Origin of the sequence: Bradyrhizobium paxllaeri (assembly GCF_001693515.2) — a bacterium.
In the GTDB taxonomy this organism is placed as follows: Bacteria; Pseudomonadota; Alphaproteobacteria; order Rhizobiales; family Xanthobacteraceae; genus Bradyrhizobium; species Bradyrhizobium paxllaeri.
On record NZ_CP042968.1, the window covers coordinates 7035810 to 7051217 of the forward strand.

Annotated in this window: 16 protein-coding genes; 6 read left to right on the plus strand and 10 right to left on the minus strand. The window is 63.9% G+C overall.

The genetic code is table 11. The features are described from left to right. Positions 1 to 126 precede the first annotated feature (126 nt). On the plus strand, positions 127 to 1584 hold the full coding sequence (locus LMTR21_RS33650) for a glutamate synthase subunit beta (protein WP_065751850.1): 1458 nt from the start codon (positions 127 to 129) through the stop codon (positions 1582 to 1584). Positions 1585 to 1822: 238 nt separating this feature from the next. Continuing rightward, on the plus strand, positions 1823 to 2188 hold the full coding sequence (locus tag LMTR21_RS33655) for a BA14K family protein (RefSeq protein ID WP_246174710.1): 366 nt from the start codon (positions 1823 to 1825) through the stop codon (positions 2186 to 2188). 117 nt (positions 2189 to 2305) lie between these two features. On the opposite strand, the gene LMTR21_RS33660 is transcribed toward LMTR21_RS33655, so the two are convergent. Beyond that, positions 2306 to 3994, minus strand: a complete 1689-nt coding sequence (locus LMTR21_RS33660; protein ID WP_246174724.1) for an outer membrane beta-barrel protein — start codon at positions 3992 to 3994, stop codon at positions 2306 to 2308. 209 nt (positions 3995 to 4203) lie between these two features. Between LMTR21_RS33660 and LMTR21_RS33665 the strand changes: the two genes are divergently transcribed. Next, entirely contained in the window at positions 4204 to 5217 is a 1014-nt protein-coding gene (locus LMTR21_RS33665) for a KpsF/GutQ family sugar-phosphate isomerase (RefSeq protein WP_065751852.1), read from the plus strand. Between the two features lie 100 nt (positions 5218 to 5317). On the opposite strand, the gene LMTR21_RS33670 is transcribed toward LMTR21_RS33665, so the two are convergent. Then, complete coding sequence (locus tag LMTR21_RS33670; RefSeq protein WP_065751853.1) at positions 5318 to 5869, minus strand: carboxymuconolactone decarboxylase family protein; 552 nt, start codon at positions 5867 to 5869, stop codon at positions 5318 to 5320. Positions 5870 to 5940: 71 nt separating this feature from the next. On the opposite strand from LMTR21_RS33670, the gene LMTR21_RS33675 reads away from it, so the two are divergent. Continuing rightward, complete coding sequence (locus LMTR21_RS33675; protein ID WP_065751854.1) at positions 5941 to 6276, plus strand: winged helix-turn-helix transcriptional regulator; 336 nt, start codon at positions 5941 to 5943, stop codon at positions 6274 to 6276. A 121-nt stretch (positions 6277 to 6397) separates the two neighbouring features. Here LMTR21_RS33675 and LMTR21_RS33680 read toward each other — a convergent pair whose 3' ends face one another. The 3 genes from LMTR21_RS33680 to hemH all read right to left on the minus strand — a co-directional run bounded on the left by LMTR21_RS33680 (position 6398) and on the right by hemH (position 9114). Continuing rightward, positions 6398 to 6844 carry an NfeD family protein gene (locus LMTR21_RS33680; protein WP_065751855.1) on the minus strand — a complete coding sequence of 149 codons (447 nt, stop codon included), beginning with the start codon at positions 6842 to 6844 and terminating at the stop codon, positions 6398 to 6400. A gap of 44 nt (positions 6845 to 6888) precedes the next feature. Next, complete coding sequence (locus LMTR21_RS33685; protein ID WP_065751856.1) at positions 6889 to 7890, minus strand: SPFH domain-containing protein; 1002 nt, start codon at positions 7888 to 7890, stop codon at positions 6889 to 6891. 186 nt (positions 7891 to 8076) lie between these two features. Then, on the minus strand, positions 8077 to 9114 hold the full coding sequence (hemH, locus tag LMTR21_RS33690; RefSeq protein WP_065751857.1) for a ferrochelatase: 1038 nt from the start codon (positions 9112 to 9114) through the stop codon (positions 8077 to 8079). A 114-nt stretch (positions 9115 to 9228) separates the two neighbouring features. Between hemH and LMTR21_RS33695 the strand changes: the two genes are divergently transcribed. Next, positions 9229 to 9627 carry an MAPEG family protein gene (locus tag LMTR21_RS33695; protein ID WP_065751858.1) on the plus strand — a complete coding sequence of 133 codons (399 nt, stop codon included), beginning with the start codon at positions 9229 to 9231 and terminating at the stop codon, positions 9625 to 9627. Between the two features lie 326 nt (positions 9628 to 9953). Here the strand turns inward: LMTR21_RS33695 and LMTR21_RS40435 are convergent, their stop codons facing one another. Continuing rightward, on the minus strand, positions 9954 to 10118 hold the full coding sequence (locus LMTR21_RS40435) for a hypothetical protein (protein WP_187399256.1): 165 nt from the start codon (positions 10116 to 10118) through the stop codon (positions 9954 to 9956). A gap of 188 nt (positions 10119 to 10306) precedes the next feature. On the opposite strand from LMTR21_RS40435, the gene LMTR21_RS41380 reads away from it, so the two are divergent. Then, positions 10307 to 10636, plus strand: a complete 330-nt coding sequence (locus LMTR21_RS41380; protein ID WP_246174727.1) for a hypothetical protein — start codon at positions 10307 to 10309, stop codon at positions 10634 to 10636. Between the two features lie 197 nt (positions 10637 to 10833). Here LMTR21_RS41380 and LMTR21_RS33705 read toward each other — a convergent pair whose 3' ends face one another. From LMTR21_RS33705 to LMTR21_RS33720, 4 genes are all read right to left on the minus strand, one after another. Continuing rightward, a complete protein-coding gene (locus LMTR21_RS33705) occupies positions 10834 to 11271 on the minus strand; it encodes an acyl-CoA thioesterase (RefSeq protein WP_065752237.1) in 438 nt (145 codons plus the stop codon). Positions 11272 to 11442: 171 nt separating this feature from the next. Beyond that, the gene (locus LMTR21_RS33710) at positions 11443 to 12507 is read right to left on the minus strand and encodes a nickel/cobalt transporter (RefSeq protein WP_141688199.1); all 1065 of its coding nucleotides are present in this window, start codon (positions 12505 to 12507) and stop codon (positions 11443 to 11445) included. A gap of 29 nt (positions 12508 to 12536) precedes the next feature. Next, positions 12537 to 13166 (minus strand): DUF1007 family protein, encoded by a 630-nt coding sequence (locus tag LMTR21_RS33715; protein ID WP_084030539.1) that lies wholly within the window; start codon positions 13164 to 13166, stop codon positions 12537 to 12539. Positions 13167 to 13179: 13 nt separating this feature from the next. Beyond that, positions 13180 to 15270, minus strand: a complete 2091-nt coding sequence (locus LMTR21_RS33720; RefSeq protein ID WP_065751862.1) for a M3 family metallopeptidase — start codon at positions 15268 to 15270, stop codon at positions 13180 to 13182. Between the last annotated feature and the right edge of the window lie 138 nt (positions 15271 to 15408).

Genomic DNA, 15408 nt, shown 5'->3' on the forward strand with positions numbered 1-15408 from the left:
GAGCGCAGCGAAGCAATCCATCCCTCCGCACCGCAAATATGGATTGCTTCGTCGCTGCGCTCCTCGCAATGACGGGGGAGCGACGGGAAACGAATACGAACGAGAGACGCAGGGACGTCAGGTTTAATGGGTAAGATCACAGGTTTTCTCGAGATCGACCGGCACGACCGCAAGTACACGCCGGTCGAAGAGCGGCTGAAGCACTATCGCGAATTCGTCATTCCCCTGAGCGAGAAGGACACCCGCGAGCAGGCCGCGCGCTGCATGAACTGCGGCATTCCCTATTGCCACGGCACCGGTTCGGTGGCGCCGGGCACGCCGGGCTGCCCGGTCAACAACCAGATCCCCGACTTCAACGACCTCGTCTATCAGGACAACTGGGAAGAGGCCTCGCGCAACCTGCACTCGACCAACAATTTCCCGGAGTTCACCGGCCGCATCTGCCCTGCGCCGTGCGAGGCGTCCTGCACGCTCAACATCGATGACAACCCGGTCACCATCAAGACCATCGAATGCGCCATCGTCGACCGTGCCTGGGACAATGGCTGGCTGAAGCCGGAAGTCGCGCCGGAAAAGACCGGCAAGAAGGTCGCGATCGTCGGCTCCGGCCCCGCCGGCCTTGCGGCCGCGCAGCAGCTCGCGCGCGCCGGCCATGACGTTCATGTCTACGAGAAGTTCGCCAAGGCCGGTGGATTGCTTCGTTACGGCATTCCCGACTTCAAGATGGAAAAGCACGTCATCGACCGCCGCGTGGCGCAGATGGAGGCCGAGGGCGTGACGTTCCATTACGGCGTCCATGTCGGCGGCACTTCCGAAGGCGCGATCGATCCACGCGAACTGCTCAACCAGTATGACGCCGTAGCGCTGACCGGCGGCGCCGAAGCCGGCCGCGATCTGCCGATTCCCGGGCGCGAGCTCGACGGCATCCACTTTGCGATGGATTTCCTGCCGCAGCAGAACCGCCGCGTTTCCTCCGAACCGCTCGGCGCTGTCAGGGATATCCTGGCCGGCGGCAAGCATGTCGTCGTGATCGGCGGCGGCGACACCGGCTCGGACTGCATCGGAACGTCATTCCGGCAGGGCGCCAAGTCCGTGACGCAACTCGAGATCATGCCGGCGCCGCCCGAGCATGAGAACAAGGGCGTGACCTGGCCGAACTGGCCGTTGAAGATGCGGACTTCGTCGAGCCAGGCCGAAGGCGCCGTGCGCGAATTCGCCGTGCTGACGCAAAAATTCTCCGGCGTCGACGGCAAGGTGCAGAAGCTGCACTGCGTGAAGGTCGACGACAAGTTCAAGCCGCTGCCCGGCACCGAATTCGAGCTCGATGCACAGCTCGTGCTGCTGGCCATGGGCTTCGTGCACCCCGTGCACGAAGGCATGCTGAAGACGCTCGGCGTCGACCTCGATCAGCGCGGCAACGTCCGTGCCAATCTGACCGATTACAAGACCTCGCTGCCCAACGTCTTCTCCGCCGGCGACATGCGCCGCGGCCAGTCGCTGGTGGTCTGGGCGATCCGCGAGGGTCGCCTGTGTGCGCGGGCGATCGATCAGTATCTGATGGGGTCGACGACGCTGCCGCGGTAACGGCCGCCATCGCCGGGCTCAGCCCGGCAGTGATGGCCTTCTTTCGCTCGAACCTCGAACGGGCATCTGACGAGGGTTGATGGATGCGCGGGTCAGCCCACGTATTCCGCGATGTGTATGGACACTTCATCGGATTGCCCGCAACCTCGCTGGATCCGGATCAACGCCCATCTCTCCTCAGGTGGGCATGATTATCTGGAAGCATGGAGAAAGGCGGCAATATATGAGAACTCAAGGAATGGGCCATTCCGTACGCCAGCGCATCACACGCGTATTGGCGGCCGGTGCCCTGCTATTCATGTACGCGTTCGGCATGGTTGCCACGACCGGCGCCTTTGTTGCAGCGGGCGTCTCTCCGGCCTTCGCACAGCGCGGCTGGGGTCGAGGCCGGGGCGGCGGTTGGGGACGCGGTCGAGGTAGCGGTGTCGGCGCCGCAGTCGGCATCGGCGTCGGCGCGGCCATCATCGGCGGCGCGATCGCGGCGAGCGCCGCCGAGCAGCAGCGGCGCGATGCCATCAGCTATTGCATGCAGCGCTACCGTTCGTTCGATCCCAATAGCATGACCTATCTGGGCCGCGACGGCCTCCGCCGTCCCTGCCCGTAAAGGACGACTGCCTGTCACGATATTTCAGGACCCCGGCCGAAGTGCCGGGGTTCTTGTTTGCATTTCGCCGTGGGCCAAAGAATCGCCTTCCCGGAATCGAAAGGAATTATGCGTCCCTCAGTTCTGCACCCTGACCCCCAGCATCACCACCGTCGATGCCGTGCTGTTCCCCGGCAGGTTCGAATCCAGCCAGTCGCGCCGCAGCGTGCCGCGGAGCCAGAGGTTGCGGTTCATCCTGTAGATGGCTTCGCCTGACAGCATGTAAATCTTGTCGCGCCGAGGATTGCCCTGATAGTCGAGCGAGCCCCACGTGAACTTGCCGATCGCGGTCAACCAGCGGCGGAAGTCGTGGTCGACTTCGACGGTGTAGATGTGCGTCAGCACGCCCGACGTGCCCGGCAGCGTGGTTTCCGTGATCGTGGTGTCGGAATAGAATTTTGCCGTCGTCAGCGGCGTCGCGGTCCACACCAGCGAGGACGAGACGAGCAAGCCTGCCAGGCGATCAAGCCTGGGATCGACATAGTCGCGCGCGGCGTAGCCGACGCCGATTTCGCCGGTCAATAGCCGCGAGAATTCGAAGCTGGTGCCGCCCTTGACGTAGCCGCCGCTGGAGTCGCGCGCATAGCCGTTGCGGTCGAGCCTGAGGTCATGCACGCGGCTGTCCCCTTGCACTTCGACGAACGGCTTTATGCCCGGCTTCAAATCATAACTGACGCGACCGACGCCGCCGTACTGGTTGAAGTTGCGGTCGTCATTGCTGCTGGACGTGCCGTCGGTGAGCTTTGAGTAGGTGTAGTCGGTGCGGTCGACGGTGGCGCCGGCGGAAACCTGCAGGCGGTTGAAGGTCTGGTCGACGCCGATGGTGCCGCCCAGGGTGGTGTAGATCGGATATCTGGCGAGCCCCGTCTGCACGTTCGGGCTGCCGGGATTGTCGGTTGAGACGAACAGCCGCGCCTGCGCGCCCACGCGGGTGTCGCGACTGACGTCGAGCCGGCCGTCGACATGGCCGACGAAATTCGGCCGGTCGATATCGAGCGGCGCCGATAGCGGCGTGCCGTCCGCGTTCGGCGTGAGAGTGCTGCCGTAGCCGGTGAAGGAACCGCGGAGATCGGCGACCAGCGCGTGGCGCTCCCAGTCGGAGACGGCGAGGAATTCCGGCGCGATCACGTAGAACGGCTTGCCTTGCGCGGCGGCGAGCCGGCCCGGATTGGTGTCGTAGCCGCCTGACAATTCGACCGCTGATTTGATCAGGAAACTGCCGGCGTAATCGCCGACGGCGCCGAACGGATCGTCGTCGATCCTGAGGCGCTTGCGCGGCGGCTGACCGACCACGGTGCCCGCCATGGCCGGCGCAAGGCGCGTCTTGTTGGCGGATTCGGAGGGCGGGATCGAGAGCCGCAGCGGCGTGTTCGACGCAATCGGCGGCGGCGGACTGCCGGGGCCGACCGGCGGCTTCGGCCTCGCCTGCCCCGGATAGTATTTCGGTTTCTTGCGCTTGCGGTTGAGCGAGTCGTAGCCGATATCGGCGGCGCCGCTTGCGGCCGGCAGGCCGTATTTCGGAATCTGTCCGATCCGCGATGGCGCGCGCTTCTCATCCTCCTGCAGCTTCGGACTGGCGAGTGGATCGTTCACCTCAGCCGCGGTCCGGCGCAGCGGCGAATCCGACGAGGTCACCTGGCTGGCGCGCCTCGAGCTGAACAGGTCCGGCGTGACGGTTTGCGCTTGCGCCGCGGTTCCCGAGAGCGCGATCAGCGCAAGGCATGGCAAGGCAGCGCGGAGAACGCGCGCGCGGCTGTTCCGGCCCATTACTGGCCCCGCCATCACGATGGAATATACCCCAACAAAAACAGCAACTTACTCGACGCATTCCGCGAGGCTCGCGGCACATGTCGTTAATGGAGTTAAAACAATTATGGTTAATGAGCCGTTGAGAGTTCTGCGGCGCGCGTCGCATTGCTGGACGGGCCATGCTATGGAGAGTTTTGGGGCGTGGCCCCTTCCTCCCTGGAACAGACATGGCTCATTCGTATCAGCTGATGGCAAAATCATCCGGCACCGACCCCGCTGACTCCGCCGTTCAGTCGGCCTTGCGTACGCTCGATGCCGAGGGCAGCGGCATCGCCGCGCTCACGGCGGCGCTGCAATCCGATCTCCGTGCCCCCTTCACCGCCGCCGCCGACCTGATCCGCAACGCCAAGGGGCGGCTGATCGTCACCGGGCTCGGCAAGTCGGGCCATATCGGCCGCAAGATCGCCGCGACCTTTGCCTCCACCGGCACGCCGGCCTTCTTCGTTCATGCCGCCGAAGCCAGCCACGGCGACCTCGGCATGATCACCGCCGACGACGTCATCCTGGCGCTGTCCTGGTCCGGCGAGCAGCCGGAGATGAAGAATCTGATCAGTTATGCCGCGCGGTTCCGGATTTCCGTGATCGCGATGACGGCGGAGCGGGAATCGACGCTCGCCAAGGCGGCCGACATCGCGCTGACGCTGCCGAAGGCGCGCGAGGCCTGTCCGCATAATCTCGCGCCGACCACCTCCTCGCTGATGATGCTCGCGCTCGGCGATACGCTGGCGATCGCGCTGCTGGAAGGCCGCGGCTTCACCTCGACCGATTTCAGCGTGCTGCATCCCGGCGGCAAGCTGGGCGCGATGCTCAAATATACCGGCGACCTCATGCATTCCGGCGACGCGGTGCCGCTGAAACCGCTCGGCACCAGCATGTCCGAGGCGCTGGTCGAGATGACCTCGAAGGGTTTTGGCTGCGTCGGCATTGTCGATGCGCGTGGGCATATTGTCGGCATCGTCACCGACGGCGATTTGCGCCGCCACATGGGTCCCGATCTGATGACGGCCACCGTCGACGAGGTGATGACCAGAAATCCCAAGACGATCGACCGCGACGTGCTGGCCGGCGAGGCGCTGGAGATTCTCAACTCCTCGAAGATCACGACGCTGATCGTGACAGATGCCAACAAGCCGGTCGGCATCGTGCACCTGCACGATTTTCTCCGCGCAGGCGTGGCGTAGCTCGACGGTCTCGTAGGGTGGGCAAAGCGCAGCGTGCCCACCGCGACACGACGCGATGGAGATGGTGGGCACGCTGCGCTTTGCCCACCCTACGGCACCGTCACCTCGGAAATCTCGCCGCGCTCTCCTCCAGCGGCAGCGCCAGTCCGTTCGCGAGATAGGACACCGTGCGATAGAATCCGCATAGCAGGATGACCTCGAATATTCTTGCCTCGTCGTAATGCGCCGACAGCGCCGCGAATTCGGCGTCATCGAGCGTGGCTCGCGCATGCAGCGCATCGACGGCGGCGATCAGCGCCTGCTCTGCGGCTGACCAGCATTCATCGCCGGCATCGCCGTGCACGGTGGCGCGGACCTGCGCTTCCGTCAGCCGCGCGCCTTCCGCGAACGCGGCAACGTGCACGCCCCATTCATATTCGCAGCCGTTGCGCGCGCAGGTGCGGTCGATGACGATCTCGCGCTCCCGCAATGACAACGGGCCGCGGTCCAGCAGGCTGCCGGCGCGGAATTTCTCCCAGGCGCGGACATTGCCGGCGATGACGCGGAACAGCATCAGCGGCGGCGCGCCGCGCATGATGCGGTCGAACTGGCTCTGAATCTCCGCTGCATAAGGCGGCTCAAGCGGCGCGATACGCGGCGCGGTCTGGGACACGGCGAGCTCCTGTGCTACAAATAACGTAGCACAACGCTACATTATTTGTAGCAATACGCAAGAGGGGTCCGATGCCGAAACCGGCCGCCAGAACGAAACGACGCGCCGTTCGCGGCTCCAGGACCGGGCGCCCGATCATGGCGCTGCTCGACCTGCTCGGCCGCCGCTGGACCTTGCGGATCGCCTGGGAGCTGCGCGACGGCCCCTTAACCTCGCGTGCGCTCCGCACCGCCTGCGACGACGCCTCGCCGACGGTGATGCAGGCCCGCCTGTCGGAACTGCGCGAGGCCGGGCTCGTCGAGCTCCTTTCCGGCGACGGCTATCACCTGACGCCGCTCGGCAGGGAACTGATGGACAGCTTCCTGCCGCTGCATCACTTCGCCGAGCGGTGGAGCCGGCGAGGTTGATCGGAGTTGCAGATCCATCAACTCGCACCGACTTTGTGGATAGAGCCCCTCACCCCAACCCTCTAAGAGCGAGCTTCGCTCGTCTCGACCCCGCAAGAGCGGGGCGAGGGAGCGCACCAGTCTAGGCCGCCGCCACCGTCAAGCTCGCCCCGTCGGCTCGCACCACCTTGACGCGGCTGCCGGCGGGCGCGTCGGGGCCGGCAACGCGCCAGATCGTGTCGTCGATCCGCACCGTGCCGGTCCCGTCGACGATCGGCTTCTCCAGCGTGAATTCGCGGCCGATCAGCGCCTCGGTCCGCCTGTTGAGAAACGGGCTGCTCAGGTTACGGCTTCCGGCGCTGCGCGCAAAATACCGCCAGGCCGGAACGGCGGCGATGGCGAATATCGCGAACATCAACAATTGCGTCTGCCAGGTCGGGTTGAACGCAAACGAAACCAGCCCGGTCAGGAGCGCCGCGAGCCCGAGCCAGAACATGAAGACACCCGGCGCCAGCAATTCCAGCGCCATCAGGAGGAAGCCGAAGATCAGCCAATTCCAGGTGCCTAACGTCGAAAACATCTCGGCCATGACACGAACCTCTCAACAAGCAAAGTGATCTTCCAAACCTGACCTCACTGCTGCGGCGTAATCGGCGGCGGTGTCGGGCCGCTGCTCGGCACCGAGGACGTCCGCCGCGCGGCTGATGTCGCGGAGGCCGCGCTCTCGCCGAACGCCGCCTTGGCGATCTCGCCGATGCCGGCGAGCGAGGACAGCACGCTGGTGGCTTCCACCGGGATCATCAGGATCTTCTGGTTCGGCGACTCCGCGAACTGCCCGAACGCCTTGATGTATTTGTCGGCGATGAAATAGTTCAGCGCGGCAATATCGCCCTTGGCGATCGATTCGGAGACCATCTGCGTTGCCTTGGCCTCCGCTTCGGCGAGACGCTCGCGCGCCTCGGCGTCCCGAAAGGCGGCTTCGCGACGGCCTTCGGCCTGCAAGATCTGCCCCTGCTTGGCGCCTTCCGCGCGCAGGATTTCCGACTGGCGCTGACCCTCGGCCTGCAGGATATCGGCGCGCTTGACGCGCTCGGCCTTCATCTGCCGGCCCATCGCTTCGACCAGATCGGCGGGCGGCACGATATCCTTGATCTCGATGCGGTTGACCTTCAGCCCCCACGGCGACACCGCGGCGTCGACGACGCGCAGCAACCGCTCGTTGATCTCGTCGCGATGCGACAGCACCTGGTCGAGATCCATCGAGCCCATCACCGAGCGGATGTTGGTCATGGTCAGGACGATGATCGCCTGCTCGAGATTGGCGACTTCGTAACTCGCCTTTGCCGCGTCGAACACCTGGAAGAAGGCGACGCCGTCCACCGTCACGGTGGCGTTGTCCTTGGTGATCACTTCCTGCTCGGGAATGTTGATCACCTGCTCCATCATGTTCATCTTGCGGCCGACGCGATCGAAATAAGGCACGATCAGGTTTAGTCCCGGCGACAGCGTGCGGGTGTATTTGCCGAACCGCTCGATGGTCCAGTCATAGCCCTGCGGCACCGTCTTGACGCCTGCGAACAGCGTGACAATGACGAGCAGAACAAAGGCGATCGCGAAAATATCGAAACCAGTCATAAAGTCCTCCAGATACGGCAAGGTGAGCGTTGCCGGACGCGGTCTCTCATTTTGTCAGCAAAGCTGCGGCGCCGGTTCAGGCCGGCTGTTCTCGAGTTACCGCTATATAGCTGGGGAACAATTTGCCGGCCACCAGATGTTCTCTAGAGCCGAACGGCGGCAAGCTATGGGAAATTCTTCGGCAGACTAAATCCACCCCTGCAGCTCACGCAAAACGAGCTGGCGGATGACATCCATGCCGGGCTCGCTGTCGTTGAGGCAGGGAATCGCGGAAAATTGCTCGCCGCCGTTGTGCTTGAAAATCTCGGCGTTTTCCTGCGCGATCTCCTCCAGCGTCTCCAGGCAATCGGCGGAGAAGCCGGGGGTCACGACCGCAATGCGCTTCACGCCATCTTTCGCGAGTTTTTCGATGGTCTTGTCCGTATAGGGCTGCAGCCACTCATCGTTGCCGAAGCGCGATTGAAATGTAAGCAGCAGCTTGGAGGCATCAAGCCCCATGCGCTTGCGCAGGGCTTCCGTTGTTGCGACGCACTGCGCCTGATAGGGATCGCCCTTGTCGACATATTTCTGCGGCATGCCATGAAACGACGCCACGATGAGTTCGGGCTTAAACGGCAAGGTCGCGAGATGTTCTGACATCGAAACGGCAAGCGCCTCGATGTAGTCGGGATCGTCGTAGTAAGGTGGGCTCACCCGCAGCGTCGGCTGCGCGCGCATGCCGGCGAGCGCGCGAAACACCTCGTCGCAGACGGTCGCCGAGGTCGCCGCGGAATATTGCGGATAGAGCGGTACCACCAGCAGGCGGTCGCAGCCTTTCGCGGCCAGCGCCTCGATGCGCGAGCGGATCGACGGATTGCCGTAGCGCATCGCCCAATCGACCACGACATGCTCGCGATCCGAGATCGCTTCGGCGAGCTTTTCGGCCTGCGAGCGGGTGATCGTTTTCAGCGGGGATTCGTCTCGCTCGGCGTTCCAGATCTTCCGGTAGTCGCGCGCCTTGCGAGCGGGCCGCACGCGCAAAATGATGCCGTTGAGGATCAGCTTCCAGACCAGGCCCTGATCCTCGATCACGCGCGGATCGGACAAAAATTCCTTGAGATAGACCCGCACGCCCTGGGCATCGGCGGTATCGGGCGTGCCGAGATTGACCAGCAGCACGCCGATGCGCTGCGGCGGGGTTGCCGATGCCTGCTTCGCGTTGCCAAAGGGGACGACCACGGTCATGATTTCGATGGCTTCGCGCGTTGCACCATCCTTGTCAAGACAACCGCCGGTTCGGTACGCTTCCCAAATTGCCGCGGGGCGCGCGCGCGAGAGTTGCGCGCGGGGAGACGAACCATGACGATCGCCGAATGGTGCATTTTCGGAACGCTGCTGCTCTATCTGCTGACGATCGCCTCGGTCAAATGGGCCGCCCACGCACGTTTCGACAATGCCAAGCCGCGCGATCCCAGCTTCTACCAGGACCCGATCCGCGCCCGCGCGCTGGGCGCCCATCAGAACGGCATCGAGGCCTTTCCGTTCTTTGCCGTCGCCGTGCTGCTGGCGGAATTCCGGCTGGCCCCGCAACACCTGATCGACGAACTTGCAATCCTCTTCGTGATCGTGCGGATCGCTTACGTCTTCACCTATCTCGGCGACCGCCCAACCTTGCGCTCGATCCTCTGGAGCCTCGGCTTTGCGATCAACATCGCGATTTTCTTTCTGCCGGCGATCAAGGGGTACCTGCCGGCGTAGGGTGGGGCTGGTGGTCATGCCGCGCTCTCTCACCGTCATTGCGAAGAGCGCAGCGACCGAAGCAATCCATGTCACGGCATGCGGCGCCGTGGATTGCCTCGCTGCGCTCGCAATGACGGCAGCTCGCACAGTCTGTGGGTGGGCAAAGTAACGTGTCCGCCGCGGCTCAACGAGCGAAGACGGAAGCGTGCCCACCATCAAGAGACTCGATCGGTGATGGAATGGTGGGCACGGCGCTCAAGTGCCTTTGCCCACCCTGCGGCCGGCACGGCTCACATCGAGATAATCCGGTAGATGATCGAGCCCGCCTTGATGGTCGGGCCACCTCACTGCGGCCAATCCTTGCAGAGCTTGATTGCGATCATGACCGTCGAGCCGACTGCGACCACCACCGGGCAGATATACGGCAACTCTTCCAGCAGGCCAACAAGGACCGCCCGGACGCGGAGAGTTCTCTTCACATGCGCGAAGCGCAAGCCTGCCACACCCATTGGATATCTCCGTTTGGCCCCCAGCAGCAGCGGTCTAATTTTTCAACGCGAAGCGAGCCTCGGCTATAGCCCGTTCGGGTGTTCCCTGGATCAAGGTGAAGGAACCCTTGCAAGGATCATGGGGCACGCTGCCAAGACAGCTGGATTATGCACCACACCGTACACAAGGACGTTGCGCGATGTGGCGCATGTCGAATACGGACGCGGTGATCTTCATGGGTTGGAACGCCGGAGCCGGCACGAGGTTAGATAGCTTGCGTACCATCGCGGCTGCGCTGACCGGCGCGGTGCATTGGAGGTGGCGCATGAAAACCATCGTTGACGAAGCCGGCGAGGTCATCGCCAAAGCAACGGATGACCATACTCTCATCGGCGGCCACCATCGCCTCGCGGTGGCGGCCAGCCTCGGTCAAAGACTGTTCTGGCGAGATACCGGCGAACCTGTGAAGCTTGATCTGTTCTTCAGGCATAAGTTCTTTTCGACAGACGGCCTGAGCCGCTCGCCGAGGTTATTGTAGTTCGGGTGCATCGCGGTGCGCTGCTGCGCTGCCGGCGCGCGCGACGGTCGATAGCGTTACAACATCTGCGCCGTGGCCCGTCCACGTCATTGCGAGCGAAGCGAAGCAATCCATTGTCACCACGTGCGCGGATGGATGGATTGCTTCGCTTCGCTCGCAATGACGGTGGAGATAGTCACGCTCTCGCAACGCAAATCTCACGCCACCAGATGCCGCTCTCGCGTCGCGATCAAGTCCCGGATCTCCTTCGATATCGGGACCGGGCGATGCGTCTTCTGATCGGTGTTGACCCAGACGCTCTCACCGGTCACCAGCGCGTCGCCGCTGCCTTTAAGGAAGATCGCGAGTTCGAAGGTCAGGCTCGAATTGCCGATCCGCGCCACCCGCGCACCGACGTCGAGCTCCCAGTCGAACCGGACCGGCGCCTTGTATTCGATGAGGGATTTCACGACGTGAAAATCGACGCCGCTCTTCTTGGCATCGGCATATTGATCGTAGCCGAGCGCGCGGAAATACTCGGTGATGGTGGTGTCGAAATAGGTCAGGTAGTGCGCGTTGAAGACGACGCCCTGGCCGTCGATTTCGGAATAGCGCACCCGGAACGGGTGGAAGAACCAGAATTGCTCGCGTGACATGGGATTCCCGGCTTTGCGTGTGCGGCTGTTTGCATAACGCAGCGGACGCGTTTCACAAAGCCGGCGTTCCGCGCTCTCGGCCGTCATTCCGGGATGGTCCGAAGGACCAGACCCGGAATCTCGAGATTCCGGGTTCGATGCTTCGCATCGCCCCGGAATGACGGCGTGGACCTAGAGACACGTCGCGCGTTCGGCGGCGAGGTAGCCGAACAGCAGGCCGAGGCCGAACAGCAGCACGAGGCCGGCGGCGCCGAACTCGATGCCGCGCATGATCAGTGCGCCGCCGCCCTCGCGGCCGGCGCTAAGCCGGCGGGCGAGGCCCTTGGCCGAGACGGCAATGATGGCGATGGTGGCGACCGTGATGGCGGTTCCGAGCCCCATCACGAAAGTGGCGGCGATGCCGGCCAGGAACAGGCCCTGCGCCAGCGAGAACACCAGCACCAGGATGGCGCCCGAGCAGGGCCGCATGCCCACCGCAAAGATCGTCCCCAGGCCGCGCCGCCAGCCGCCGGGGCCGGCGAGTTGATCCGGGGTCGGCCCATGCGAATGGCCACAATGCTCGTCATGAACATGGGCGTGGTCATGGCCGTGACCATGGTCGTGATGATGATGGCCGTGATCATGATGGTGATGCGCGTGCCCGTGATCATGATGATCGTGATGATGACCGGCCGTGGCTACCGCCATCACAGGCTCCGGCTTCGCCTGCAGCGCGCGCATGAAACCGCCGCCCTTGGTCCAGACCAGCCGGGCGCCGAAGGCCGCGATCAGGCCGTAGCTGACGATCTCGATCGCCTTCTCCGCCGAGCACATCGTCTTGGCGGTGGCGGAGAGCAGCCAGGCGAACACGGCCACGATCGCCACCGCCACGAAGGCCTGCAGGAACGCCGAGGCGAACGACAGCACGATGCCGCGCCGCGCGGTCTCCTCGTTGGCGACGAGATAGGACGAGATCACCGCCTTGCCGTGGCCGGGCCCGGCGGCGTGGAAGATGCCATATGCAAACGAGATCCCGAGCAGCGTCCAGACCGCGCTGCCGTCCGATTTCGCCGCGCGGATTGTCTGCGACATCTCGCGATAGAATTCGGACTGCTTGGCCAGAATCCATCCGATGACGCCGCCGACCTGGGGCTCGGCGGCGGGCCGCGGCCCGCCGAACGGGTTCTGCGCCATCAGCGCGTGCCACGAGGCATCGAAAACCATCACGGCCGCGAGCGCCGCGGCCGTGATCGCCATGCCCTGTGCTAGCCTTGCAGGCAATGATTTCACGGGCAGTTCACCGTGATCTTGTTGGCGAACATTGCGCCATAGTTGGAATTGTCGCCGTTCATAAAATTCTGCTCGTTCAGCCGCTGGGTGTTCGCTGTCTCGTCATTCGGCCGCTGGAATTTCATCTGGCAGGCGGCCGGCGCGCCGACCAGTTTGATCGGATCCTTGTCGTCGAACTTGAAGTCGATGAAATAGGAGGGATCGAACACCTCCAGCGCCAGCTGCTTTGACGTCACCGGCGCCTTCAGCGGCAGCACGAAATGCAGCGTCAGCGCGCTGTCCTTGTATTCGAGGTAGTAGTCGATGGGCTCGTTGAACTTCTCCTTCTTGCCATCGGCCTTGGCGAAGGTGAAGTAGGCGAAATCCTTCAGCGACTCGACATTGGTCTGCGCCAGCGGCGCCAGCTCCTCGCGGGTGTAGACGCCCTTGGTCTTGGTCTCGATGCCCTGCAGCGCATAGGTCGAGAACATGTCGTCGAAGGTCCAGGCGTGGCGTACGCCCGTCATCGAACCGTCGGGCGCGTAGACCACCTCGCTTTTAGCGGTGATCCAGACATGGGGATGCGCCTCGGCCGCGGCTGTGCCGAGCGCGGTGACCAGGAAGACAAAGCCGAGCAATCGCTGCATGACCACACGCATCTCAGGCCGCCGGCGTCGTTTCGAGCAGGCCGCGGCGGCGCAGCAGCGCATCGGCCTCCGGCTCGCGGCCGCGGAAAGCGACATAGGCCTCCTCGGGGTTACGCGAGCCGCCCGACGAGTAGATGTCGTCGTGCAGGCGTTTTGCCACCGCGGGATCGAAGATGTCACCGGCCTCCTCGAAGGCGCCGAACGCGTCGGCATCCATCACCTCCGACCACATGTAGCTGTAATAGCCGGACGCATAGTGATCGCCGGAGAAGATATGGCCGAACTGGGTGGGCCGGTGCCGCAGCGCGATTTCCGCGGGCATGCCGATCTTCTCCAGTTCCGCCTTCTCGAAGGCAGCGACGTTGCGGCTGGCTTCGGCCGGCTGGGTATGAAATTCGAGGTCGATCAGCGCCGAGGAGACGAACTCCACGGTGGCAAAGCCCTGATTGAATTTTCGCGCGGCTAGGAAGCGCTGCAGCAGGTCGTCCGGCAGCGGCTCGCCGCTCTGATAGTGTTTGGCGAACTGCCGCAGCACCTGCGGCTGCTCCTGCCAGTGCTCGTAGAGCTGCGAGGGCAGTTCGACGAAATCGGTGAACACGGAGGTCCCCGACAGTGAGGGATAGGTCACGTTGGACAGCATGCCGTGCAGGCCGTGGCCGAACTCGTGGAACAGGGTCCGCGCGTCATCGGGTGACAGCAGCGAGGGCTGGCCGTCCGAGCCCTTGGAGAAATTGCAGACATTGATGATCAGCGGGGCGATCTCGCCGTCGAGCTTCTGCTGGTCGCGCAGCGAGGTCATCCAGGCGCCGGAGCGCTTTGAGGGCCGGGCGAAGTAGTCGCCATAGAACAGCGCCTTGTGCTGGCCGTCGGGACCCTTGACCTCCCAGACCCGGACGTCCGGATGCCAGACCGGGATGTCCTTCCGCTCGGCGAAGGTGATGCCGAACAGGCGGGTGGCGCAGTCGAAGGCGGCCTCGATCATGTGATCGAGCACCAGGTATGGCTTGATGGCGGCGTCGTCGAAATCGGCTTTCCGCTGCCGCAGGATTTCGGCGTAGTAGCGCCAGTCCCACGGTGCCAGCGTGAAGTTGCCGCCCTCCTCCGCGATCAGTCCCTGCAAGGCGTCGCGGTCGGCGAGCGCACGCTCCCGGGCCGGCTTCCAGACTCGCTCCAGGAGGCCGCGGACGGCGTCCGGCGTCTTGGCCATGGAATCCTCCAGCCGGTAAGCGGCGTAGGTCGGAAAGCCCATGATCTTGGCGGCCTCCTCGCGGAGCTCCAGGATCTCCACGATGGTGTCGTTGTTGTCGTTGTCGTTGCCATTGTCGCCGCGGGCGGTGAAGGCCTTGTAGACCTTCTCGCGCAGATCGCGGCGGGAGGAGCTCTTCAGGAACGGCTCCACCGACGAGCGCGACAGTGTCACGATCACCTTGCCTGCCATGCCCCGCTCTTCGGCGGCGGCCTTGGCCGCGGCAACGAAGGCCTCAGGAAGCCCGCCGCGGTCGTCCTCGCCGAGCTCCATGAACCAGTCCTGCTCGTCGCCGAGCAGATGGTGGCTGAAGGAGGTGCCGAGCTGGGCCAGCCGCTCGTTGATCTCGGCCCTGCGCTTCTTGGCAGTTTCGTCGAGGCCGGCGCCGGCACGGTAGAAATTGGTGTAGGTGCGCTCCAGCAGCCGGTTCTGCTCACCGGTGAGACCGAGTGTCGCGCGGTTCTCGTGCAGCATCGCGATGCGGCCGAACAGCACAGCGTTCATCATGATCGGGTTCCAGTGCCGCGCCATCCGCAAGGAGACTTCCTTGTCGATCTCCAGGATCGCCGGATTGGAGTGCGCCGAAACCAGGTCGTAGAACACGGCTGCGACCTTGGAGAGCAGCCTGCCCGAGCGCTCCAGCGCCGTGATCGTGTTGGCGAAGTCCGGTGCCGACGGATCATGGGTGATTGCCGCGATCTCGGCGGCATGGTCGGCAAAGGCCTGCTCGAAGGCCGGCAGGAAGTGCTCCGGCTCGATTTCGGCAAAGGGCGGCGTCTCGAACGGCGTCTGCCACGGCCGAAGCAGCGGGTTTTCGCCAGCTTCCGAGGGGGCCGCCGTATGCAGGGTTTCTGACATCACAATTCCCGTTTTTGCCTCGTTTTCTTGACGTAAACCGGTACCGATTTCGCTCGAAAACGTTCCAGAAGATGCGGCAATCTATATCACGCGATGCGGCGTTTTTGGGCCTTTTACGCTTGATAGATGGGGCCTTTT

Bases quoted from the DNA above. Each gene is read 5' to 3' on its own strand.
- LMTR21_RS33710 (WP_141688199.1), bottom strand. From the start codon at position 12,507: ATGGCGATCACGGCCGCGGCGCTCGCGGCCGTGATGGTTTTCGATGCC.
- LMTR21_RS33660 (WP_246174724.1), bottom strand. From the start codon at position 3,994: ATGGGCCGGAACAGCCGCGCGCGCGTTCTCCGCGCTGCCTTGCCATGC.
- LMTR21_RS33665 (WP_065751852.1), top strand. From the start codon at position 4,204: ATGGCTCATTCGTATCAGCTGATGGCAAAATCATCCGGCACCGACCCC.
- LMTR21_RS41380 (WP_246174727.1), top strand. From the start codon at position 10,307: ATGTCGAATACGGACGCGGTGATCTTCATGGGTTGGAACGCCGGAGCC.
- hemH (WP_065751857.1), bottom strand. From the start codon at position 9,114: ATGACCGTGGTCGTCCCCTTTGGCAACGCGAAGCAGGCATCGGCAACC.
- LMTR21_RS33685 (WP_065751856.1), bottom strand. From the start codon at position 7,890: ATGACTGGTTTCGATATTTTCGCGATCGCCTTTGTTCTGCTCGTCATT.
- LMTR21_RS33695 (WP_065751858.1), top strand. From the start codon at position 9,229: ATGACGATCGCCGAATGGTGCATTTTCGGAACGCTGCTGCTCTATCTG.
- LMTR21_RS33705 (WP_065752237.1), bottom strand. From the start codon at position 11,271: ATGTCACGCGAGCAATTCTGGTTCTTCCACCCGTTCCGGGTGCGCTAT.
- LMTR21_RS33655 (WP_246174710.1), top strand. From the start codon at position 1,823: ATGGGCCATTCCGTACGCCAGCGCATCACACGCGTATTGGCGGCCGGT.
- LMTR21_RS33675 (WP_065751854.1), top strand. From the start codon at position 5,941: ATGCCGAAACCGGCCGCCAGAACGAAACGACGCGCCGTTCGCGGCTCC.
- LMTR21_RS33720 (WP_065751862.1), bottom strand. From the start codon at position 15,270: ATGTCAGAAACCCTGCATACGGCGGCCCCCTCGGAAGCTGGCGAAAAC.
- LMTR21_RS40435 (WP_187399256.1), bottom strand. From the start codon at position 10,118: ATGGGTGTGGCAGGCTTGCGCTTCGCGCATGTGAAGAGAACTCTCCGC.
- LMTR21_RS33680 (WP_065751855.1), bottom strand. From the start codon at position 6,844: ATGGCCGAGATGTTTTCGACGTTAGGCACCTGGAATTGGCTGATCTTC.
- LMTR21_RS33715 (WP_084030539.1), bottom strand. From the start codon at position 13,166: ATGCAGCGATTGCTCGGCTTTGTCTTCCTGGTCACCGCGCTCGGCACA.
- LMTR21_RS33650 (WP_065751850.1), top strand. From the start codon at position 127: ATGGGTAAGATCACAGGTTTTCTCGAGATCGACCGGCACGACCGCAAG.